The organism is Coleofasciculus sp. E1-EBD-02 (assembly GCF_040218245.1).
Taxonomy (GTDB): Bacteria; Cyanobacteriota; Cyanobacteriia; order Cyanobacteriales; family Coleofasciculaceae; genus Coleofasciculus.
Genome location: NZ_JAVJQN010000100.1, coordinates 1 through 23,252, shown reverse-complemented (window position 1 = coordinate 23,252; position 23,252 = coordinate 1). Strand labels below are relative to the sequence as shown.

The 23,252-nt window shown below is 46.3% G+C and carries 19 protein-coding genes; 10 read left to right on the top strand and 9 right to left on the bottom strand.

Annotated elements, in window-relative coordinates; genetic code table 11:
* Window positions 1–421: 421 nt before the first annotated feature.
* A complete protein-coding gene (locus RIC07_RS16370) occupies window positions 422–1,081 on the bottom strand; it encodes a TraX family protein (protein ID WP_446395463.1) in 660 nt (219 codons plus the stop codon).
* Window positions 1,082–1,330: 249 nt separating this feature from the next.
* On the opposite strand from RIC07_RS16370, the gene RIC07_RS16365 reads away from it, so the two are divergent.
* Window positions 1,331–2,098 (top strand): ChaB family protein, encoded by a 768-nt coding sequence (locus RIC07_RS16365; protein WP_446395462.1) that lies wholly within the window; start codon window positions 1,331–1,333, stop codon window positions 2,096–2,098.
* A gap of 276 nt (window positions 2,099–2,374) precedes the next feature.
* Here the strand turns inward: RIC07_RS16365 and cobO are convergent, their stop codons facing one another.
* Window positions 2,375–3,055 (bottom strand): cob(I)yrinic acid a,c-diamide adenosyltransferase, encoded by a 681-nt coding sequence (gene cobO, locus RIC07_RS16360; protein WP_446395461.1) that lies wholly within the window; start codon window positions 3,053–3,055, stop codon window positions 2,375–2,377.
* 139 nt (window positions 3,056–3,194) lie between these two features.
* Between cobO and psaD the strand changes: the two genes are divergently transcribed.
* The 5 genes from psaD (at window position 3,195) to RIC07_RS16335 (ending at window position 8,657) form a co-directional block, all read left to right on the top strand.
* A complete protein-coding gene (gene psaD, locus RIC07_RS16355) occupies window positions 3,195–3,665 on the top strand; it encodes a photosystem I reaction center subunit II (RefSeq protein ID WP_446395460.1) in 471 nt (156 codons plus the stop codon).
* A 295-nt stretch (window positions 3,666–3,960) separates the two neighbouring features.
* Window positions 3,961–5,484 (top strand): anthranilate synthase component I, encoded by a 1,524-nt coding sequence (gene trpE, locus RIC07_RS16350; RefSeq protein WP_446395459.1) that lies wholly within the window; start codon window positions 3,961–3,963, stop codon window positions 5,482–5,484.
* Between the two features lie 273 nt (window positions 5,485–5,757).
* Window positions 5,758–6,624 carry a tetratricopeptide repeat protein gene (locus RIC07_RS16345; protein ID WP_446395458.1) on the top strand — a complete coding sequence of 289 codons (867 nt, stop codon included), beginning with the start codon at window positions 5,758–5,760 and terminating at the stop codon, window positions 6,622–6,624.
* 635 nt (window positions 6,625–7,259) lie between these two features.
* Window positions 7,260–7,646: a hypothetical protein gene (locus tag RIC07_RS16340; protein ID WP_446395457.1), complete on the top strand. Its 387-nt coding sequence runs from the start codon at window positions 7,260–7,262 to the stop codon at window positions 7,644–7,646.
* Window positions 7,647–7,784: 138 nt separating this feature from the next.
* The gene (locus RIC07_RS16335; RefSeq protein WP_446395464.1) at window positions 7,785–8,657 is read left to right on the top strand and encodes a fructosamine kinase family protein; all 873 of its coding nucleotides are present in this window, start codon (window positions 7,785–7,787) and stop codon (window positions 8,655–8,657) included.
* Window positions 8,658–8,810: 153 nt separating this feature from the next.
* Here RIC07_RS16335 and RIC07_RS16330 read toward each other — a convergent pair whose 3' ends face one another.
* Window positions 8,811–11,141, bottom strand: a complete 2,331-nt coding sequence (locus RIC07_RS16330; RefSeq protein WP_446395456.1) for a PAS domain-containing sensor histidine kinase — start codon at window positions 11,139–11,141, stop codon at window positions 8,811–8,813.
* 269 nt (window positions 11,142–11,410) lie between these two features.
* Between RIC07_RS16330 and RIC07_RS16325 the strand changes: the two genes are divergently transcribed.
* A complete protein-coding gene (locus tag RIC07_RS16325) occupies window positions 11,411–12,958 on the top strand; it encodes an Ig-like domain-containing protein (RefSeq protein ID WP_446395455.1) in 1,548 nt (515 codons plus the stop codon).
* 240 nt (window positions 12,959–13,198) lie between these two features.
* Here RIC07_RS16325 and RIC07_RS16320 read toward each other — a convergent pair whose 3' ends face one another.
* Both RIC07_RS16320 and RIC07_RS16315 read right to left on the bottom strand, forming a co-directional pair.
* Window positions 13,199–13,921 (bottom strand): GUN4 N-terminal ARM-like repeat domain-containing protein, encoded by a 723-nt coding sequence (locus RIC07_RS16320; RefSeq protein ID WP_446395454.1) that lies wholly within the window; start codon window positions 13,919–13,921, stop codon window positions 13,199–13,201.
* A gap of 247 nt (window positions 13,922–14,168) precedes the next feature.
* Window positions 14,169–14,882 (bottom strand): response regulator transcription factor, encoded by a 714-nt coding sequence (locus RIC07_RS16315; RefSeq protein ID WP_446374685.1) that lies wholly within the window; start codon window positions 14,880–14,882, stop codon window positions 14,169–14,171.
* A 783-nt stretch (window positions 14,883–15,665) separates the two neighbouring features.
* On the opposite strand from RIC07_RS16315, the gene RIC07_RS16310 reads away from it, so the two are divergent.
* Window positions 15,666–17,087: an NADP-dependent isocitrate dehydrogenase gene (locus RIC07_RS16310; RefSeq protein WP_446374681.1), complete on the top strand. Its 1,422-nt coding sequence runs from the start codon at window positions 15,666–15,668 to the stop codon at window positions 17,085–17,087.
* A 558-nt stretch (window positions 17,088–17,645) separates the two neighbouring features.
* On the opposite strand, the gene RIC07_RS16305 is transcribed toward RIC07_RS16310, so the two are convergent.
* The 3 genes from RIC07_RS16305 to lptB all read right to left on the bottom strand — a co-directional run bounded on the left by RIC07_RS16305 (window position 17,646) and on the right by lptB (window position 21,122).
* Window positions 17,646–18,719, bottom strand: coding sequence for a hypothetical protein (locus RIC07_RS16305; protein ID WP_446395453.1), 1,074 nt, complete (start codon window positions 18,717–18,719; stop codon window positions 17,646–17,648).
* Between the two features lie 386 nt (window positions 18,720–19,105).
* Window positions 19,106–20,248, bottom strand: a complete 1,143-nt coding sequence (locus RIC07_RS16300; RefSeq protein WP_446395452.1) for an LptF/LptG family permease — start codon at window positions 20,246–20,248, stop codon at window positions 19,106–19,108.
* 145 nt (window positions 20,249–20,393) lie between these two features.
* Complete coding sequence (lptB, locus tag RIC07_RS16295) at window positions 20,394–21,122, bottom strand: LPS export ABC transporter ATP-binding protein (protein WP_446374673.1); 729 nt, start codon at window positions 21,120–21,122, stop codon at window positions 20,394–20,396.
* A 30-nt stretch (window positions 21,123–21,152) separates the two neighbouring features.
* Here lptB and RIC07_RS16290 point away from each other — a divergent pair, with 30 nt between their 5' ends.
* On the top strand, window positions 21,153–21,305 hold the full coding sequence (locus tag RIC07_RS16290) for a hypothetical protein (protein WP_446395451.1): 153 nt from the start codon (window positions 21,153–21,155) through the stop codon (window positions 21,303–21,305).
* A 17-nt stretch (window positions 21,306–21,322) separates the two neighbouring features.
* On the opposite strand, the gene RIC07_RS16285 is transcribed toward RIC07_RS16290, so the two are convergent.
* Complete coding sequence (locus RIC07_RS16285) at window positions 21,323–21,838, bottom strand: LptA/OstA family protein (protein ID WP_446395450.1); 516 nt, start codon at window positions 21,836–21,838, stop codon at window positions 21,323–21,325.
* Between the two features lie 552 nt (window positions 21,839–22,390).
* On the opposite strand from RIC07_RS16285, the gene RIC07_RS16280 reads away from it, so the two are divergent.
* Entirely contained in the window at window positions 22,391–22,990 is a 600-nt protein-coding gene (locus RIC07_RS16280; RefSeq protein WP_446395449.1) for a gamma-glutamylcyclotransferase, read from the top strand.
* The last annotated feature ends 262 nt before the right edge of the window (window positions 22,991–23,252 follow it).

Sequence of the window (23,252 nt, the reverse complement as noted above, 5' to 3'; positions counted from 1 at the left end):
TCAGTGCAAAGTGCAAGACCGTGGCACCTAGTCGAGTGGCTGCTTCTTGGGGGGTTAAACTAGACATTGCCTGACTATATCATAGAAAATGTCTAGTTATGTCACTAATTGTCTAGATATTTACGGACTGTTAGTTAACCCCAACAACCGGATCAAAATGGGGAGATCTGTAGGGGCGGGTTTAGGAACTAACACGACTTGTCACCAATAAGTAAACAACAAAACCCGCCCTATCTCACCAATAACTGAACAACAAAACCTGCCCTCCGCCCTAATTGGGTTTTCATTATCTTTGAGTAAAGGGCGACCCGATTCAATTGAGTGGATACAAGTGTTACTTTGTGCAAGCGGGTCGCCCCTACACGAGATTCAAATGTGACCTGATTTTTTCCCACAAAACCCATCCTTCGTCTTAATTAATTCAATACATCGTTAAAAACCATTTAACCCCAGCTATCACGCCCAGATGAACCGGATAAAACAAGTAAAACCATCGCGTTTTTATTCCTGCTTCCCCATTGTGTAGGCAAATAAATACGGGCGCAATAATGCCAGCCAATTCAACAACACTCCCCCCAAGGGCGACATAAAGGATATGCGGTACTATATAAACTACCCACCATTTAAAATCAAACTGTCCGGGATGAAACTTTGACATTATATAGACGAGTGGCAATGTAAAAAATCCTGCCTCGAAACGAGCGACTATGGCAATCGTGGTAAACAATAAAACGATCGCGCCCTTCAGCAGACCATTATTAACCTGTTTCGAGAGTCGAATCACCATCACGCCAGCCGCCAGCACGAACAAGATATTCAGGGGAGGCGTTGCTGAGAAAATTAAGGAATAAACATGAGAATAAATCGGTTGTGAAATAACTCCCAGCAGGATTAACCTAAAGACATAGTTCCAAATATTAGATGTATAGTTTTCCCCTTGTGCCGCTAGCCAAGCAAAGAGAGGAAAGCTCAACCGTCCGAGCGCAACCATAATCGTTGCTTCTGGGAAAAATACCCGTCCAACATGATCGATTAGCATCAGCAGACAGGCGATTAATTTAAGGTGAAATGAATTCAGCAATTTTATTAAAGGGAACAGGGAACGGGTAATACCTAATTCAAATGCACCTCAGCTTAATACTAAATCCGGGTTCTCTACCCCGTTATAATTCAGTCCGCCTAGGCGGACTTGGTTTGTGTAGTAGCGATTTTAATCGCCGTGGATTTCCTTCTGTCATGATCCACCCTAAGAGCGATGAAAGAGACGGGGTATATTCCCTAACTTGTAGTTTAGCAAAACCAATCACGAAGACACTTATGGAGGGTTTACATGGCTGATGATTATAGAGCCGAACGCACGATTTCTGCGGTATTTAAGGAACAAGATCAAGTCGATACCGTAGTCCGACGCCTGGTCGATCGCGGCGTTCCCTCAGATCATATCTCGGTGATGGGTAAGAATTTTCAATCTCAAAGCCGAATTGCTGGATTTATCAGTAAAAAAGATGTTATTTTAGGCGGACTCAGAACCGGGGCAATTTTTGGATCGTTATTTGGTTCCTTCTTAAGTCTGTTGACCGGGGTGGGTGTTTTATTCATTCCCTTTGTTGGTTCTGTGGTGTCAGCCGGTCCCCTGAGTGCTGTACTCTTAGGCGCAGCCAGTGGTGCGCTAGCGGGTGGTGCTGGTGCCGGTTTAGTCTCGGTTCTGGCGGCGTTAGGAATGTCAGAAGAGAAAGCGGCGATTTACCAAACCCGACTGCAAGCGGGTGAATTTCTGGTGATGGTAGAAGTTCCCGCCGGAAAATCTGGCGAATACCAACTCTTAATGCAAAATGCAGGTGGGGAAGAAATCCATACCAGCGATATGACCCTACCTCGCCCCTGTCCCGGTAAATGCAGTGATCCCAGCGATTTATCTCCCGAAGTGCGATCGCATCTGTCTGAAGCGGCTCAGAAAACCTTTATCGAGCGCTACAATAGCGTTTACGATGAGAATCAAGACCCAATCCAAGCAGAACAAGCCGCATGGGAAACCATTCATCAGCAGTATGAAGAAGACGAAAATGGCGTGTGGTCTAAGCAAAAAGTGACTGCTTAAATTGGGTTTGTAGTGGCGTGGCACACCTTATTTGATGAATTAGAATGGGAGACCCGAAACCGTAGGGGCGCAAAGACTTGCGCCCGATTCAATGGTCAAATCGAATCCACAATTTTAGCTGTGCCACGCCAGTAGTTTGTAGTAAGGGAACCTTAGCTTTTTATTCAGTTAGTCAACCCAATCAATACGCTTAAGTAAAGGTGCGTTACGCTACGCTAACGCACCCTACAATTGGGGATGAGATTGTTACTGTTAAACCGAGCGTAAGGCAATCCATTAAAATTCAATTCCCGGTTGCGCTTTAACATTTTGCTCCCGCAGCGGATGCTTCACCAGTGTCATTTCGGTGACTAAATCTGCCTGTTCCATTAAGGGTTTCGGTGCGCCTCGTCCGGTTAAAATAACGTGAGACATGGCGGGTTTTTCTGCTAACCCTGCTAATACCTGCTCAACATTTAAATATCCCAGTTTTAACGCCACATTCACTTCATCCAATAGCACCAACCGAAACTCTGGGTTACGGATAAACTCCAGCGCTTTTTCCCAGGCGACTTCGGCTTTACTGATATCTCGTTCCCGATCTTGGGTTTCCCAGGTAAACCCCTCACCCATCGCATGAAACTCCAACTGAGGTGTCTCCCCATTGGCGGCGACTGTCCACGGCGCAAACACCGCCTTCTCTGCGGGTTCCCAGGCTCCCTTGATGAACTGAACGATCGCAACCCGATACCCATGACCAAGCGATCGCAAAACCATCCCTAGGGCGGCTGTCGTCTTCCCCTTGCCATTCCCCGTGTTTACAATAATTAACCCTTTCTCGCTTGACGCTTGAGCCAGACGTTGTTCCTGAACCTGCTTGCGTCGCTGCATTTTCTGGCGGTATTGCTCTGAGGTTAACCCAGAAGTGTTCTCAGATTCCTCAAATTCGCTGGATTCCCCGTGGGAACTGGTTTTCATCGCCAATCACTCAAGACTTATGACTAAGAATTCATTACTAACTGTAACAGTTCTTGACAAAGTGACAAAATAAACCGGAACGGAATGATAGCATTCCCTAAATGCCCTATTTTCTTATACACGATTGAGAGAGACAGTTATGGCAGAAGAAGAAAACATGCAAGAACAGGCTCCAGAAGCAGGACAGCCTACTTTATCTGGCAAACCTCCCCTCTTTGGCGGTAGCACCGGTGGCTTGCTGACCAAAGCCCAAGTGGAAGAAAAATATGCGATCACTTGGACTAGCTCTAAAAAGCAAGTCTTTGAAATGCCCACGGGTGGTGCAGCAATCATGAATGAAGGGGAAAACCTGCTGTATCTGGCTCGTAAGGAGCAATGTCTGGCGTTGGGAACCCAGTTGCGGACGCAATTTAAGCCCAAAATGGAAGACTATAAGATTTACCGGATTTATCCCAGTGGTGAAATCCAGTATCTGCACCCTGCAGATGGCGTCTTCCCAGAGAAAGTCAACGAAGGGCGTCCCTTTGTCGGTAAGATTGACCGCAAGATCGGTAAGAACCCCGAACCTGTTACCCTCAAGTTCAGCGGAAAGGCGACTTACGAAGTCTAATCGCTGACCCGTATTAGGCAACTGAATACTCAATCAGGATAGCGGGTTAATGGGTTACTGACGGGCGCTGCACTGGTTAATCGGTTGCAGGTCTGTTAATTTGTTTGAAGGTTGGTGGTTCATCTCGGTGAACTGCTCAACCTTCAATTTGGTGATTTGGGAAGTGTTGACGGTGTAGGGGCGGGTTTCACTACTATCGTTTCTTGCTTCACCCATAAGTAACTAAACCCGCCCTGACCAACCCTTCGCTTCCTCATCTCCCCTATCTTCCTCATCATTCATACAATTGAAGCCTATGATATTACCTGAGTTTTCTCAATTTTGCACCCTGTCTCAACAGGGTAATTTTGTACCCGTTTACCAAGAGTGGGTGGCAGATTTAGAAACTCCGGTGTCGGCTTGGTATAAAGTCTGTGCAGGTCAACCCTATAGTTTTCTCCTAGAATCGGTGGAAGGGGGAGAAAATGTGGGACGCTATAGTTTGTTGGGGTGTGATCCGTTATGGGTGTTGGTCGCACGGGGCGATCGCACGACACAGACGCACCGGAATGGTACGGTAACGGAGTTTGAGGGGAATCCTTTTGAGGCGTTAACTCATTGCCTTAGTCCCTATCATCCGGTTAAATTGCCCCAATTGCCACCCGGAATTGGTGGGTTATTTGGGTTTTGGGGGTATGAGTTGATTCGCTGGATTGAACCGCGAGTCCCGGTTTACTCCCCCTCGGATCAAGATTTGCCGGATGGATTATGGATGCAGGTGGATAACCTGATTATTTTTGATCAGGTGAAGCGGAAAATCTGGGCGATCGCCTACGCGGATTTACGGGAGGCGAATGGAGACTTGGAATCGGCTTATCAGCAAGCCTGCGATCGCGTCAAGACATTAGTACAGAAGTTACAACTCCCGTTATCAAGTCAGGATACGGTTTTGGAATGGACGCCGCCAGGAACCACCCAGCAGCCGTTACGCTATACCAGCAATACGGAAAAGGAACAGTTTTGTGCCAATGTCCAAAAAGCCAAAGACTATATCCGTGCGGGTGATATCTTCCAAGTGGTTCTCTCCCAACGGCTTTCGGCTGACTATCAGGGTGATCCCTTTGCCTTATACCGTTCCCTACGTCTGATTAATCCCTCGCCTTATATGGCGTATTTTAATTTTGGTGATTGGCAATTAATTGGGTCAAGTCCGGAAGTGATGGTGAAAGCCAGCCGATTACCCACGGGAAAATTACAAGCTACCCTGCGTCCCATCGCCGGAACTCGTCGTCGCGGTGAAACACTTCAGGAAGATGAAGCGTTGGCGCAAGATTTACTGCAAGATCCTAAGGAAATTGCTGAACACGTTATGTTGGTGGATCTGGGACGTAATGACTTAGGGCGGGTTTGTACCAGTGGAACTGTAACCGTTGATGAGTTAATGGTTGTCGAGCGCTATTCCCATGTTATGCACATTGTTAGTAATGTGGTGGGAGAACTGGCTGAGAACAAAACAGCTTGGGAGTTACTCAAAGCCTGCTTTCCGGCGGGAACCGTTAGTGGTGCGCCGAAAATTCGGGCGATGGAAATCATCCACGAATTGGAACCGGAACGGCGGGGTGCTTATTCTGGGGTCTATGGCTGGTATGATTTTGAAGGGCAACTCAATAGCGCGATCGCGATTCGCACTATGATCGTTCGTCCCCATCCCTCTGGTACACATACAGTATCGGTGCAAGCGGGTGCTGGTTTAGTCGCTGATTCTAACCCGGAAAAAGAATACGAAGAAACCCTGAATAAAGCCAGAGGCTTATTAGAAGCTATTCGTTGTTTAAGTTAAGGGGGTGGACACAATTAAAGTTAACGGTTGAGATTAGAGAACAGGGAACAGGGAACAGGGAACAGGGAACAGGGAACAGGGAACAGGGAACAGGGAACAGTAAGGGTTTGAGGGCGATTTACTTGCACTTAATACAGTACCGTTTTCTTTTGTCCGATTACTTAATAACTATGTCTACTCAATTTGTTTAGGTTGCCTTTACTCAATTTAACGGAAGCACAATTTGCAATTATTGACTCAATTATATTCTAAAAAATAAATCAACTTGTTGTTATGAGAAAAAAACATTGGAGTTGTGAAGAAATCCGAGAATTGTCCACGGAGAAGATTCTCCAAAAATTGCATGATCTTGGCATTCCGATGACTCCAGAACAATTTCTGGAAGATGTACAAAATGCTTACGGGGGTATAGAAATTGCTGAACGCTGGAAAGAACAATATACAATTACAGCGGAACATTTTGACTTAGACTTTCCCTGGATGGCAGCCATCGTTCTTTGGGAACGATTAGCCCCTGATGTGATGAGTAATGAAAAATTAGACGACTTAATTGATCAAGGTTACGATATCCTCGAATATAACCATGACGAAGCTAAAGCCTGTACGATCTGGTTAGAAGCTTGGGAACACCTGAAACAAAGATTTGAGCCAGATGTAAAATCAATTGAAGCAGCAGCAAAGCGTTTTGATGACTCGTTTGAACTTTATAATTGGTGTCAGGATGTAGAACTTTATCTAGGCAATGCCGCGTTAGAAAATAGCGATTATTATCATCAGCGAATTACCTACTGTCGTGAGTTTTGCCAACGATTTCCGGAAACAGAGGAGGAAATCCTGGTGAATATGAAACGGGCAGACGCAGAATCCCATTTTTTTTTAGGCAAGATTGAAGAAGGGGAAAAACTATTTCAAGATTTAGTGAATCAATTTCCTCAGTCAGTCTGGGGATATATCGGTTGGGGAGATATGTATTGTCTTAGAATGAGGAACATACAGCTTCCCGTGGATTATGTCAAGGCAGAAAAAATTTACAAAGCCGCGTTGAAAAATAACGTAGATGAACCTGAAGTGATTCGGGATAGACTGCGATCGCTCGCCAAAAAAACGGGTGGCAAGGGATTTGGCAGTTCCAAGCCATAGAGACTATGATGGTAAACTGGCAGAATCAGGACACAGCCTGGTGTCTATGCCAATTTTCAGGGGTCGGACAAAAATAAATGCTACTATACTAAGACCTAGACAATGCTTGTAACCTTTGACTCAAAGGAATTTGAGCCATATTTACTGTTCCCTGTTCCCTGTTCCCTGTTCCCTGTTGGACTAACTGATGTCCTTTCCGTACCTCGTAGTGCTATATATCCTATTCGGCTGGGCAGTTGCGTCTGTAGCGGATCTGTCGCTTGTCAATGCCACGGCTAAAGGAAGCTGAGTTTCCCCAGAGGTTACGAACCAGGGTAAAGCGGCTTATACTAGTGGTTAACTCTCGTTCAGAAGGTCTAGAGCCTACAACCTTAGAGAGAACTAGATAATACAACTTGAGAGAGAATTTTAAGATTAATTTTTGAGTTATAACTGTACTAGACTTAACTGGAACCGGAATTAGGGGTCTTGCCGATTTGATTGAACAAGCAGATTGTCTGATCAATTCTGTCTGATAAATTCTGACTATTGAAAATTGTCATGAAAATTTTTATATCCGGTTAGTTGCCAAAAAAGGTGGAATAAAGAGCAGTGTACTTTTCATGTAGATGAAAAAATACTTTGAGGTGGATGACATGCAGAATAAACAAGCTGATGATTTTTATTTAAACCAAAATTTAAGCTTCCGGCAAAATATTAATACAGAACAACCATCACACTATCCATTTTCGACAAATTCACCAAAAGGCAATCCGTCATCTTTTGAGGAAAACGGAGGCTTATTACTGATGCCCCTAAGCTTTATGGTAATGGCTTGGGTGGTCTTAATTTTAGTACGGTCAAATGTATTAAAATCATTCCGGAATCGATTAAAGCCCATCAAAGGATTACATCAGGTTCCTTGTTTAAATTGTAAATATTTTAAAAATGATCCCTATCTGAAATGCGCTGTAAATCCATGTACGGTATTAACGGAAGAAGCTGCCAATTGTTCTGACTATTCCTCAAAAGATAGTCAATAATTGTCTCAGGGATCACGGGGAAAGGCAGAAGGTTCCAGGGCAGAGGATAGAAGGCTCCACGGAAAAAGAAGTCAACGTCGATCCTCCTTTCTGATAAACTGGCGTTGGAAGTCTGCCGCCAAAATACCAATGTCAACGATGTGGACAGAGATAGCTGCCCAGATTAGCCAAGTCACAGGCAAACCCTTTGAAGTCGTGAACCGCCGTTCGGTGAGTGGCGGCTGCATTAATCAGGGTTGTGCGTTAATCGGTGACGATGCTACCTATTTTGTCAAGACTAACCAAGCCTCTCAAGTCAGTATGTTTGAAGCAGAGGCGTTGGGATTAAAGCAAATGCTAGATACCCATACGATTCGAGTTCCGCAACCCATCGTCTATGGTGTCGCTGGAAATTCGGCGTATATTGTCCTAGAGTGGCTGGAATTTGGCGGTGGGAATAGTGAATCCTGGGTAGAAATGGGACGCCAGCTAGCAGCGATGCATCAGGCGACTCCGCCTCAAGACAAAGACGGGCGATTTGGTTGGAATCAAAACAACACCATTGGTTCAACGCCACAGATTAACGATTGGATGGACGATTGGGCAGAATTCTTTGCCGAACATCGATTAGGATATCAATTCAAACTAGCACGGCGTCGCGGGGGACATTTTTCGGGGCAAGATCAATTACTGGCAAAAGTTCCTGAATTGTTGGATCATCAACCCAAACCCTCTTTGATTCACGGGGATTTGTGGGGGGGAAATGCGGCTGTTACCACATCAGGGGAACCCGTACTGTTAGATCCGGCGACGTATGTGGGCGATCGCGAAGCGGATATTGCCATGACAGAATTGTTTGGTGGCTTTCCGGCGGCGTTCTATCGGGGGTATAACCAAGTGTGGCAGTTAGATTCGGGGTATAAGCAGCGCAAAACCTTGTACAACTTGTACCATATCATCAATCACTTCAATCTCTTTGGTGGTGGGTATGGATCGCAAGCCAATCGGATGATTGAGCAAATTATTGGATGAGATTCGGTTAAGTTGACACCAAGGAAGGCTTGCGCCCAATTTAACCGTAAAATCTCACAACTCCGGCGACTAACACTTACCCCACCGAGAGTACGTGCAGTTAAAGCTGTTCGACTGGTAGGGAATCACCGTCCTTGTAGGGCGGTGAGGATGTCAAAATAAGGGAATTTCCACCACAAACTCTGTACCGCATCCGGGTGCGGACAAGCAATGTAAATTTCCCCCATGTTTGTCTACGACAATTTGATAGCTAATCGATAATCCTAACCCTGTTCCTTCTCCTACAGGTTTTGTGGTAAAAAATGGGTCGAAAATTTGTTCCTTGATTTGTTCAGGAATGCCACAACCATTATCAGCAATGTGAATCAATACAGAATTGCGCTCCGATAATTCAGTCCGAATCCATATCGTTGGCGTAGGAGCAGAATAAGGAAAAGAGAGTTTCCTAGATGCCGCACTCTTTTTCTTTTCCGGTTGTTCCTCCCTTGATTCGAGGGAATCAATAGCATTATTCAGCAAATTCATAAAGACTTGATTGAGTTGTCCGGGATAACAGTCTACAGGCGGCAGCTTGCCATAATCTTTGACAACTTGGATATTAGAGGCTTCCGGCTTTAAGCGGTGCTGCAAAATTAACAGCGTATTCTCCATCCCTTGTTTAACATCCATGCCTTTGCGTTCAGCTTCATCCAGGCGCGAGAAATTCTTTAGGCTGCCAACTAACGTTTCCAGACGGTTAACTCCGAATTGCATGGAACTCAGAAGTTTGGGAAAATCTTCTCGGAGAAAGTCGATATCAATGTCTTCAATTAAGGTTTCAATTTCCGGTACAGGTTGAGGATTGTGCTGCTCATAGAGTTGGACTAACTCCAATAAATCTTGAGCATATTGATTAGCATGATCAATATTCCCAGAGATAAACGTAATCGGATTATTAATTTCATGAGCAATCCCTGCCACTAACTGTCCCAAACTCGACATTTTTTCATTTTGAATCAGTTTAAGTTGAGTCTGTTTAAGTTCACGCAGAGTTTTTTCAAGCTGGGTGGCTTTCTCCTTCAAGTTTGTTTCCGACTCTCGCAAGGCGGCTTCAGCGGCTTGGCGTTCCTTGAGTTCAGCCGAGACTTGCTCAAACAATGCCGCTTGCTGAATTGCCATGCTTAACTGAATACTAAGTTTTCGCACACATTCAATTTCTTGTTGCTGCCATTGTCGCACTCCCGAACAGTGATGGACAACCAGCAATCCCCAGAGCTTTTTACCTTGTAAAATAGGGGCTATTAGGCTAGCCCGAACCTGAAGATCTTCGAGTAATTCAATGTGACAGGGGCTTAAATTGGCGTTGTAGATATCGTCAATGACTCGAATATAACCGTCTTGGTAGAGAAGCGATGTCACTTCAGGATTCTTAAAAAAATTGTCCTCAATGGTTGTGCCAACAATCTTCCTCCACCCACTGCCAACTGACTCCACATCAATTGTTCCTGACCAATCTGGGTCAAACCGATAAATCAGAGTGCGATCGCACTTTATAAATTTTCGCACCTCTTCTACGGCTGTATTCAGGACTTCATTCAGATTCAAGGATTGGTTAATTCGCTGATTTATACAGCTCAAAAGCCGCTCTTGCTTGGCTTGTTGCTTTAATTGCTGTTCAGTTCGTTTGTTTTGGGTAATGTCACGGAATGACCAAATTCTGCCGTAGCACGTTCCTGTAGCCGATAAAGCTGGCGTGGAATAAAGCTCGAAAATTCGTCCATCAGTTAGCTGAATTTCATCCTTATGAGTTAGTGGCGGATGCTGTTCCAGATATTCGACTTTACTAAACACTTTTAGCGGTTCAGCAATTAAGGGCAACACACATTCTAAAAATTCCTCTTTATCGGAGGATTTTATCATGTCATCAGGAACCTGCCACATTTGGCAAAAGCGAGAATTGTGATTAATGATTTGACCATTGGGAGCAATTACAATGACGCCATCAGGATCAGCCTCTTGTTGTGCCTTCAATAAAGCATGACTAACTCGGAGTTCCTCTTGGGCTTGCTTACGAAATGTAATATCAGTCTGGACGCCAACAAAATAGATTACGCGCCCCTTGGCGTCTCGAATCGGTGAGATCGCTAGCTCATTCCAAAAAGGGGTTCCATCTTTGCGATAATTCTTAAGGACGACCTTTACCTCTTGCTCAGTTCGTAGAGCCTGACGGATTTGGTTAACTACCTGCGGATCAGTATCAGCGCCTTGGAGGAAGCGGCAATTGCGTCCAACCACCTCTTGACGGGAATAGCCGGTAATTTTCTCGAAGGCGGGATTGCAATAGACAATTGGCAAATCCGGTTGGCAAGCATCACTGAGGACAATGCCACAGCTTGCCGCACCAAGGATACGCTCATCTAAGCAAAGTGGCTCCTGAGCTATTTTATTGAAGGTATTGGCGCCGAAAAGATGACCCGTTGAGGGTTGATGGAGGTCGGAAATCATGGCAGTAAGTCAGCAACGTGTAATATATGCAGGGGTCGAGGCGTATTCTCCTTAATTTAAAAACGCCTCACAATAGATTCAATACACCCAAAGGATGAATTTACAGAACTTTACAGAAAAATCACCATACCGTTTATTGAATATAAAGATTCGGTAACAATACTCTGTTTTATCCGGACAAGGGTTAGTAGAGAAAGCCTGCACCCTATATGGTTACTGTCTGGAGGCGGATCTAGACTAGAATCTAAATGCCAACTTTGATCGTTGAAATGTCAGCTCCAACCGTACTATCTAAAAAATTTCTCCAACCCATTGACCGTCTGGCTTTGATAATCATGGTAGTGCTAAGTCTGTTAATTGGCATCGTGCTATTGACAGGCGATACCACTCGACCTAGAGTTAGGGATTTCAGTTGGCAGGACAAATACATCAGTGCTGAGGATACGGCGTTTATTCTAACCTTTAGCCGTCCGATGAACCACGCCAGCGTAAAAGCAAATCTCAAAATCACGCCAGTTTTGCCAGAGGGTGAGGTGAGTCCCTCAGATGTACCGCCAATCGAGGGCAAGATTAGCTGGGCGGGGCGGAAAATGGCGTATACGTTGCTTTCGCCGATTCCCTATGGTAATGACTATCAGGTTCAGCTTCAGGGGGCAAAGGAGAAAATACCAGGGGTTGAAGAAACAGGTACAGTTATGGAACCGTTTCAGGCAACCTTTCACAGTCGCGATCGCGCTTTTGCTTATATTGGCGTCGAAGGAGAGGAACAGGGGCGGTTAATCCTCTATAATCTCACCCAACAGCAAAAAACGCTGCTGACACCTGCTGATCTGGTGGTACTGGACTTTCAGCCCTATCCTGGGAGCGATCGCATTTTATTTTCTGCCAATGATCGCCAAAATCAGGCAAAGGGGTTACTCACGGCACAACTCTACACCGTAACCACAGGACTGTCGTTTCCCTCTCCAGATCAGCGTTCTCCGGCTCAGCAAACCCCTGGGAAGCTGGATTTGGTGTTAGATAGCGAAAACTATCAAAATCTGCAATTTGACCTATCCAGAGACGGGCAAATCATTGTGGTACAGCGAGTGAATCGAGACGATCCTGCTGACTTTGGTCTGTGGATGATCCCTACTGATGGCGAACCCCAACCCTTAGAAAATCAGCCCGGTGGGGAATTTTTAATCGCCCCAGATAGTGCCTCATTAGCTGTAGCGCAAGGGCAAGGGGTGGCGATTTTGCCCTTAAACGCCGACGCCGAACCGCTAGACTTTCTGCCCAAATTTGGTCAAGTTCTCAGCTTTGCCAGCGATGGTGCAGCAGCGACAATGGTGAAATTTAATACCGACTATACGCGATCGCTGTTTTTGGTGAATAATCAGGGAACTGAGGAAGAACTCCTGCGAACAACGGGTTCGATTATCAACTGTGAGTTCGCCCCAAATGAGGAAACCCTCTATTGCCTGTTAACCCAACTGATTCAGGGGGAAGAGTATCGCGAGGAACCCTTTATCGCCGCCGTTAATCTCGACGCCGAACCCGATAGTGAGGAGACTTTGGTCAAACCCTTAGTGGTGTTACCGGAACAGCGTGATATTCAACTGAGTTTATCCCCCGATGGTTTAGCCTTATTATTCGATCAGGTCGCCACCCGACCCGCCTCAGCCATTGATAGTTTAAGGAACGACGAAGGACAAGCGATCGCAACTGGGCGTCTTTGGCTATTGCCCTTAGATGAATCGATAACCTCAGAAACACCCGTACAACTACAACCTGAGCCATTATTACCAGGATTTCTCCCCCACTGGCTACCCTGATTAGGGGGTCGGGTGTGGGGTATGGGGTGTGGGGTGTGGGGTGTCGGGTGTCGGGTGTCGGGAAGAATTGAACCCCAATCCGCGATCGTCAATTGAGGGAGATGAGAAACCTGTAGGGGCGGGTTTCACCACTATCATTTGTGGTCACCCGAATGTAAATAAACCCGCCCCGACCTAGCCGTTCAATTATCACAAATGACAAATGACAAATGACAAATGACAAATGACAAATGACCAAATTTAACTTAACCACGCTGGATGAGACAGCAAAGTGGCAATCACCCGGACACCGCGTAGCTGATTAGAAAGCGGCAGATGACCTTTGGGGGCGCTGAGATCCCAGGTAAACTCATTGGGGTATCGCGTCCAGCTATTCCCGGACTTCCAGCCAATTTTGGGCCACAGTTTTTCCCAGTTTTTACCCACAGCAAGCCAAAGTTCCCGCTGCACAGAAAATCCAAATTTACCTTGCGAGTGAATCACCCACAGGCTATTAATCGTCTGTAAATCGGGAATCGGGAACTTCTCCACTTCGGAAAAGTACAACCATTTGCGCTGTACAGCAGCAGACCCAGCCAACTCACAAAGTTTCTCTAATGTCAACCTATCCGCTGCCTGAAACTCTTGCTCGGCAAGTAACTGTTGTAGAGGAGCGTAGTCAATATCCCGTTCAGACAACAGGGGAACAATCCCTGTCGGAAAATGATTTTGTAGGAACTCCTCAGTTTTGGCAGTCTTTGCCTGATAAAGGGCTTGGTATGCCAAACCGGAACTGAGACTGGGAGGGGTTGAGGATTGCGCTTGCAGAAAGTCCATCAAAACATCTAAACCAGCATCCCCCTGATTCACCAGTTCGGGAATGAGCTGAAGTTGTTTTTTCTCAGAACTCGACCCGAGTTGGCTACTCAACTCGGCAAGCTGATTAGAGGTTTCGGGTACGGAGGCAGTCGTTTGGTCTATCATGAAGCGACGTGTTTGAAGTTGCGGCAACTAATCCTATTGTCGAGGCAAAGTGGCTCGCTTGAACGCCTTAGACTCTAAAATTGACAAAATTACTTTAGAACGTTGGTCTAGAAACCGCTCCCCAATCTCCCCCAGCTTCCCCAGCTTCCCCAGCTCCCCCAGCTTCCCCAGCTTCCCCAGCTTCCCCAGCTTCCCCAGCTTCCCCAGCTTCCCCAGCTTCCCCAGCTCCCCCAGCTTCCCCAGCTTCCTACCCATTACTCGGAGGTTGATAACCATTTTCATAGGCAAAACGAATAAGCTGAGCGCGGTTCCCCAGCTTTAACTTATTAAGAATACTACTCAGGTGAGTTTGAACAGTACGTGGACTAATAAACAAGCGATTGCTGATTTGTTTATTCGTTAATCCTTGAATCACTTCCCAAAACACTCGTTCTTCTGCAGGTGTCAACGGTAAAGGCGTAGGGGTGACAGTTTCTTCTTCCTGGGGTGCTGAAACCTCGGTCGCTTGAGCGGTTTTAGCTTGGTTCGCTAACTCTGTGACAGCAGAACTGGCATTAAGCTGCATCAACTGAACAATCAGAGCATGGATGCGACGGGTTCTCTCTAGCTGAGCCTCGATTTTAGCCGCTAATTCTCTCGGATTAACGGGCTTAATCAGATAATCATCCGCTCCGATTGAATGACCCTGAATCCGGTCTTCTAGTTCTCCTTTGCCCGATAGAAAAATAAACGGCATCAGTTGACCAGAGGGAGTCGCCCGCAGACGACGGCAAAATTCTATTCCATCCATCTCTGGCATCATCACATCAGAAACCACCAAGTCGGGTGGATTTTTGACACAAGCCTCCAAAGCTTCTGCCCCAGAACTCACCTGTTGAACCTGATATCCCATATTTTCCAGGGCGCGTGTCAGAGTAATGCGTAATGTTCTATCATCATCAACCACTAAAATTTTTTTCATCGTTGGTCGTCAGTCATGGATCAAAAGGTTGAAGGTTAGGGTAGGTGAGACGCTTTCCCTCAGAACGTCCTTCCTTGGGCAAGAAGCATCCGGACAGGAGCAGGAATCAGTAGCAAAAAACTCAGTGTTGGTAATAGCCTAGCGACTTCAGTAGCGTATTGCCACAAACATTGAACGACAAGCCAACTGGAGGACAGATGAACCAACCCTCTGTCATCAGCTACCCCATCACACAGTCGGGTTAACGCCGAGCTAGGCTCTATCGAGTAACAGAATGCGCCACGATAGCCAACACAGATGCTTTATTCCAGCATAATAGTTGAGTTCAGCGAGTGTCTAAGCGCTAGACTATCGAGTCCAAGCTTGTCGCTGTACCGCTCAAGAGCAGGGGAGCTGGGGGAGCTGGGGAAGCTGGGGGAGCTGGGGAAGCTGGGGGAGCTGGGGGAGCAATGTAGAAACGTGCCATGGCGCTAGGGTGGGCAGGGCAGTAAAAGAGAAATATTAACCTATATTTTGTAGTATTGGATACTTTTTTGGGGAGATTCCTCCGTCCTTCATAAGTTTGGTCAGCAACTGAAGCTGTGCTTTTTCTAAGGGATAATGAGTAATGGGTAATTCATGAAACGTCCGTTATATTTGTTACCAATTTCTGGCTATTTTCGTTCTCATTCGACAGCAATCTGCAAAAAAACTTAATAAAGTTCCCAGCAGCCAAGAGATCTGGTAACTTTTTCGGAGCATCAATAATCGTGATGCTGATTTTAACCTTAGCCAAAGAGTTTTATGTACGAAAAAATCACACCTCCAGATACAGGGTCTCGCATTACCTTCGAGGATGGGAAACCCATTGTTCCTGATGATCCGATTATTCCCTTCATTCGGGGAGATGGCACAGGGGTCGATATTTGGCCCGCCACCCAAAAGGTTATTGATGCGGCGGTGCAAACGGCGTATGGTGGGAAGCGGAACATTACCTGGTTTAAAATTTATGCCGGGGATGAAGCCTGCGACAAGTACGGCACGTATCAATATTTACCGGAAGACACCCTAACCGCGATTAAAGAATACGGCGTTGCAATTAAGGGACCCTTAACCACACCAATCGGCGGAGGTATTCGTTCTCTCAACGTCGCCTTACGCCAAATTAATGACCTCTATGCCTGCGTGCGTCCCTGCAAATATTACCCAGGGACACCCTCGCCCCACAAAGAACCCGAGAAACTAGATTTGATTATCTACCGGGAAAACACAGAAGACATCTACCTGGGAATTGAGTGGCGTCAGGGAACCGAAATTGCCGACAAACTGATTTCGATGCTCAATCAGGATTTGATTCCAGCAACACCAGAACATGGCACAAAGCAGATTCGCCTTGACTCAGGGATTGGGATTAAACCTATCAGTAAAACCGGTACTCAACGTCTGGTTCGTCGCGCCATTGAACGCGCCTTAAGCTTACCTAAAGCCAAGCAAATGGTTACCTTGGTGCATAAGGGTAATATTATGAAATACACCGAAGGTGCATTTCGAGACTGGGGGTATGAACTAGCGACCACAGAATTCCGGGCGCAATGTGTTACCGAACGCGAATCGTGGATATTGAGCAATAAAGAACATAACCCGGATATCAGCCTCGAAGACAATGCCCGTAAGGTTGAACCCGGTTACGATGCTCTGACACCGGAAAAGCGGGCTGAAGCGACGGCAGAAGTCGAAAGTGTTCTCAATGCCATCTGGGACACCCACGGCAATGGTCAGTGGAAAGAAAAAGTCATGGTCAATGACCGGATTGCGGACAGTATTTTCCAACAAATCCAGACTCGCCCGGATGAATACTCGATTCTGGCGACGATGAACCTGAATGGGGATTATTTGTCCGACGCGGCGGCTGCCCTAGTGGGGGGTTTAGGCATGGGACCCGGTGCTAATATTGGTGACACCTGTGCCATTTTTGAAGCCACCCACGGCACAGCACCCAAGCACGCGGGTTTAGACCGAATTAATCCCGGTTCACTCATCCTATCGGCGGTGATGATGTTGGAATATATGGGATGGCAAGAAGCGGCTGATTTAATTACACGGGGAATTGGCGGTGCTATTTCTAATCGGGAAGTAACTTATGACTTAGCCCGAATGATGACACCACGGGTTGAGTCACCGTTGAAGTGTTCTGAATTTGCGGACGCAATTATTAAACACTTCTAGCTCTATCAGGCGGGGCACGATGGTATCTATCCTTGTCAACTTAAGCTCAACCCCTCTCCCCCAGCCCCTCTCCCACGCCGGGGAGAGGGGAGCAAGAGAATCCGGTTCCCCTTCTCCCCACGGAGGGAGAAGGGGTTAGGGGATGAGGGGGAAAATATCGAGGAGTAGGTAGATAGACACAGCTTAAAACCTTGCCAGCATTGGTTTTCACCTTAAGTTGACACCAATGGATGGTATCGTGCCCCTACCCAATCAATTATCCCTTCCGTTGTGGTAGGGGCACGGCAATGCCGTGCCCTATTATCACCATCGTAGTCTTGAGATTGGGGGCAGGGCGGGTTTCGTTGTCCAATTTGAGATTGGTCTCCTAATTTAATTCCTAAACCCGCCCCTACATGTTTGGGATGTACATTTAGAAGGTGCGATCGCGCGGGAAAACAGGGTAGGTTTTATTATCTGGTTTCCGGTTAATCTACCCATCTAATATCGTGGCAAAAAATCTAACCTAGGGGCGGGTAATGGAACAAAATGAACGGATCAACCAATAACCTTCTCTCCCTAACGGGGAGCATTTAATTGTGAGCCGTTAAGCTGACTCGGTTGTAACCCCGGTGTAATGGGTGTCGGATTATTTCCGGCGCTAGGAACGTTATTGGGTTGAATCGGATATTGTCCAACATTAGCGGAGTTAGCAGGTGCTGTAGGCATCACCGGAGAGGTGGTGATACCCGTTGCTGGGACTGGAGGGGCAGGAACTGAGGGATACATGGGCTGTCCAGCACCGTTGTAAACTGATGCATTCGGTGCCACTCCTGTTGGATAGGTGGGCTGTCCGGCACCATTGTAACCAGAGACTGTCGGTACAGAAGCTGGAGGATAGCTAGGCTGTATCATCCCACGGTTGGTTGTTGTCCTTGGCGCAGTTCGTGCTGGAACTCGGGTTTGTTCTCTCGTTCTAGAGGTTGGCACGGTTTGACTTGGACTTGTATCAGAACGTTGAGTCAGTTGCTCAGAATTTTGATTGCTCGTTTGAGACGCCTCAGTTTCTGACGCTTCAGTCAATTCTTGGAAAGCATTCGCATCAGTCGTTTCTGAGTTTGACGACGAAGGCTCAGAACTTAACATATTCGGGTCAGGAAAGAGTCCCTTACCCGATAAAATATCCCCCATGAGAAAGTCTTGTGAGGCTTTGGCGAAGGGATTGCTAGAGCTTGGTTTTGACTCAGCAGCGCTATTTAGGATTGAGGGAGTAGAGGTTGACGGCGGTTCGGGTGCCGATGCGGTCAAGGAATTTTTTTTGTCTCCGGGCTTCTGGTTGGGTAGATTAGCCAACGCTAGAGCATTCTGTTGGTCAAATTCCTCAATGAGGACTGCCGAACTGTCAATATCTGCCATGTTAGCGGCAAGTTCTTCAGCCGAAAGCGTTGTCTCATCGGTTGAGTTCTCAAATTGCTCGCGGATTGGGTCTTCTTCCAAAAAACTCAACCAATTGGGATTCTGCCAAAATTCCCAGACAAACAGCACGATTAAGCCAAAGCCCATGACTGATAGCCAAAATTTGGGTTGCCTTAAGGGTTGAAGTCGGGCTTTTAAATAGCGCAGATACGCAGGCACTTGATTAGGAGATGACATAGCGCAAGCTGGAAGTATGATTTGACAAAAATTGAACGAACCGAGTCAGAATAAGTCGGATAATGTAACTTTTGTTACAGAAATAATTTAAAGTATTGATTTTTTCTGAGTAAGCGGTTGGTTCTGGAGTGCAACCCACTAATTATATCTAATCTGATAGACTCTGCGACTCACCCGTTCGGACAGGTTATACCACCATGCTGTTCGGTTGAGTAAGCTGACTTAAGCCCTCAACTAAAGTTGGGGCTAAAAGCTGAAACCCGTTGAAACGGGTTCAAAGAGTCATACTTTACAATACCAAATTCGGGGAACGCTACCCCGGTTATAACCCAGTCCGCGCAGGCGGACTTTGTTTGTGTAGCTGCGATTTCAATCGCCTCCTCTTGCTATCGGGCGGCTCGAATTAATAAAAATCCGCCAACCGCAAACCCCATCAGATTGGGCAACCACGCCGAGATTAAGGGGGGGAGGTAATTACTTAATCCTAGAGCATCTCCGATCGCCATTAGCATATAATACGCGAAAATCACTAACACGCTAATCCCAAAGCCTGTCGCTTTACTGGTACGCTGAGGTTGATTGCCTAATGATCCCCCAACTAAGCCAAAAACAACGCAAGCAAAGGGTAAGGCAAATTTTTGACTGATGCGGATTTTGAGTTTGCGAATGTCCTCCTCATCCCCACTCTGGCGCTCTAACTCTAGGCGTTCTCTGGCTTGAGTGATGTTCATTTCATCGTAATCGCGGTCTTTTCTCGCCAAATCCAAGGGAATGCGAGGTAATTGTAGTTGTTGGTGTTCAAACCGCACGATGTTACGGTAGGAGGCATCCGGTGACACTAAATAAATCGTACCGTTATAGAAATCCCAAGTGCTTTGCGCTATATTCCATATTGCGGAATTAGCGGTGACAATTTGGTTAAGACCTTGCTGAGACCAGTCGAGAATGGTTAAGCCCTTCATCCGCTCACCATCAAAATTTTGAGCGTAGAATAAGCGCTTGAGTGTCTTATCCTCCCCATATTCTCGATAGAAGATATTGCGCTCTTTGAAGGTGGGTTTTTCCTCTCCTAATGCCTTTTCTAAGGTTAACGTGGCTTGATAGTTAGAGGCGGGGACTACGTATTCATTAAATCCAAAGGTAATGCCAGTAACAATCAAACTCATTAATAACGCAGGTAGCACTAGGCGATAAATACTCACCCCGCAGCTTCGCAACGCGATTAGTTCACTGTCGCTAGACAGACGGCTGTAAGTCAATAAGGTGGCTAACAGGACAGATGTAGGAAAAGCATACGCCATGAACTGAGGTAAACTCAACAGCAGCACTTTCAGCACCAATGTGGCGGGTAGTCCTTCATCCACCGCTCTCCGCATCAAGTCAAATAAGCTACCAATCGTTACCCCCACTGAGGAAAACATTCCCATACCAAATAAAAATGGGGGAATGAGTTCGGTGATAATATAACGATCCATCACCGATACGCCAGGAATAAATGAGAAAAGAGGTAGAGATTTACGGATCGTCATTCGTCATTCGTCATTCGTCATTTGTCATTCGTCATTCGTCATTCGTCATTTGTCATTTGTCATTTGTCATTTGTCATTTGTCATTCGTCATTTGTTTATGTATGGGTTTGAGGGCTATTTACGGAACATTTAGAAACAGCCAGGATTATTTTTGAAACTCATCACCTAAGTAATATTGTCGCACCAAGGGGTTGTTGTAAAGTTCTTCAGCACTACCCGATGCCAGAATTTGCCCATCTCGCATGATATAGGCGCGATCAGTGATGGCTAAGGTTTCGCGAACATTATGATCCGTAATTAAAACGCCAATTTCGCGATCGCGCAACCGGGCGATGATTTTCTGGATCTCAGACACCGCAATCGGATCAACCCCAGCAAAAGGTTCATCCAAGAATAAAAACTTGGGTCCTTCTACGCCTGAAGCTAACGCCCTTGCCAATTCTGTGCGACGGCGTTCACCCCCAGAAACCCGCCTCCCAATCGTATTCGCTGCTTTTTCCAAGCCAAACTCTTCGATCAACGTTCGTAACCTCCAGCGCCATTCTTGACGGGGTACACCCGTTTGCTCTAACACCAGTCGAAGATTATCCCGAACGGTCAGATTACGAAATATACTGGGTTCTTGTGCCAAATAGCCAATCCCAAAACGCGCCCGCTGGTGCATCGGTTGCTTAGTGATGTCATTATCATCTAACCATACTGTGCCTTGATTTGGTTTTTCTAGACCAATAGCAATGTAAAATGTGGTCGTTTTTCCCGCACCATTTGGACCTAGCAGCCCCACAACTTCCCCTTGTGCCACCGATAGATTGACGCGGTTAACGATAGACTTTTTGTTATAGGATTTATGAATATTCTCTAAAACGATTTTCAAGAATAGCTACCTCAGTTGGAGAGTTGTGTAATGTGTACAGACGTGCCATGGCACATCTGTAGGGGCGGGTTTCACGACTATCGTTTTCTTTTCACCCAGATGAAACTAAACCCGCCCCGACTGAGTGTGGAGTTGGTTTGTTCCCTGTTCCCTGTTCCCTGTTCCCTGTTCCCTGTTCCCTAACAAATGACAAATAACAATTATGGATCACTCACTGGAGTTTTGAACACAGGTTTTGGATTAAAGGGAGGAGTTACAGGCGGCGCGACAGGTTGAGTTGGAGCTTCTGGATCAGACACAATGTAGATCGATTCAACCTGTTGTTCAGTTTTGGGTAGAGCAACAAAGCGCCCTTCATCAATTAAATAGGTAATCGTTTCACCGCGCAGACTATTGCCTTGTTGCAAAACGTAAGCATTCCCCGTGAGAACAATGCGCCGTTCTCGACTAAAATATTGGGCTTGAGCCGCCGTTGCTTGAATTTGGCGAGCCGGATAATCAATTTGTACATTCCCCCGCGCTGTGACAACACCCGTTTGGGAATTCGCTTCTTGAACATCTGCCCGAACCGTGATGGCACGTCCATCACCCGTTTGGGCTTGGGCATCTTTGAGGGGAGTCGGAAGCGCGATCGCTCCCATCAGGCTAATTGGCAGTATCAGCGCTATGCCTAGACGCCGCTTCAGGTTAACCATATCAAATAAGCAGGACTTCATCAGTTTATTTATCAGCCATAAGTGTCGGGCAGATCCGAGAAGTCTTTCAACCTCAGACCTTTGTATTATACTACTGGCGATTCATCGGGAATTCAGTCTAGCTGTGCAAATACCTCATCCAAAGATTTAGAGGTGATGCTTCTCGCCAGTTGAGGGTAACTCTTTTGACGAATCGACACCTGTCCTTGTTTCATCCTCAGAAATTGTTATTGCTTTCTTCGTGTAACTTTAAAGGCTGTCTATCATTATTGATGTAACCCAGAGATTAGCCAGACGGGTTGAGTGCAATTATCGGCTGTTCTCATAAACCCGTCAACAAACAGTTAACATTGGCAAGTCTAAATACTGTACTAGCCAATGTAAAAAATGTTATAATTCCTGATTTATCGGGGGATTAGGCAAACGGGAAATTCTGTCCCAGCTTCCCAGACGTAGTATGCTAAGTCTCTACTACCCCAAACCCGTAACTGAAAAATCGGCTACAGTTCGTTCTCCTGACTTCGTTGAAAATATATTACCTTTGCCGTTTAGTATTGTAGTCTTTAGCCAGCGATGACAACTCAGCCGCGCGATCGCCAAGATTCACCCTCACCGTCTCTTGAACCGTCTTCACCCGTAGCTAATGTGCTACAGTTCCCCCAGACTGAGCCAACCTTTTACTACTTTGCCTATGGCTCCTGTATGTGTCCGGTTGATTTAAAGCGATCGCTAGGTGAAAGTACTCATGCTTTCGTCCTAGGTTCAGCCGTTCTCAAAGGATATAGACTGGGATTTAACCGCAAATCAGCACGGCGTAACTGTGGTGTACTAGATATCGTCCCCGATGTAAACGCAATGGTTGAAGGCGTCTTATACCGCTTACCTGAGCGATTTAGTGATCCTCTTGATCACCGGGAAGAAGTACCCCGTGGTGGCTATCGACGAGAAACCGCAGAAGTGTCTTGTCAAGGACGAATCTATCACAATGTCCGGACTTATGTGGTTGTGGAAAAATTAGCCGAAGAATTAGCACCAAACGATTGGTATTTTAATGTTGTGCTGCGTGGGGCTATTACTTGTGGGCTAAGCGAATCTTACTGCTGGCAACTCTTTAACCACATGCACCAGCTTCAACAGCGTCACTGGCAAACCCAATCCTTACGTTCCGCGTAGTCAGCACCTCCGACAAGGATCGGGTGATTGTGCGTTTATCATCCCTCCCCTCTCTTCCTACTCCCTTCTGACTCCCCTCTCCTAGGCTTGGGAGAGGGGCTGGGGGTGAGGGCTGATTGGTGTCAACTTAAGGTGAATCCCCACACTGCTAATGTAGTATGGTTTTGTAGTATAGGCTCAGTTTAAGATTAGCATTATTTTAGGAGATAGCGCTACTTGAGGATACCTGTGCTACATTTGGTCATAGTAAACCATTGAGTAG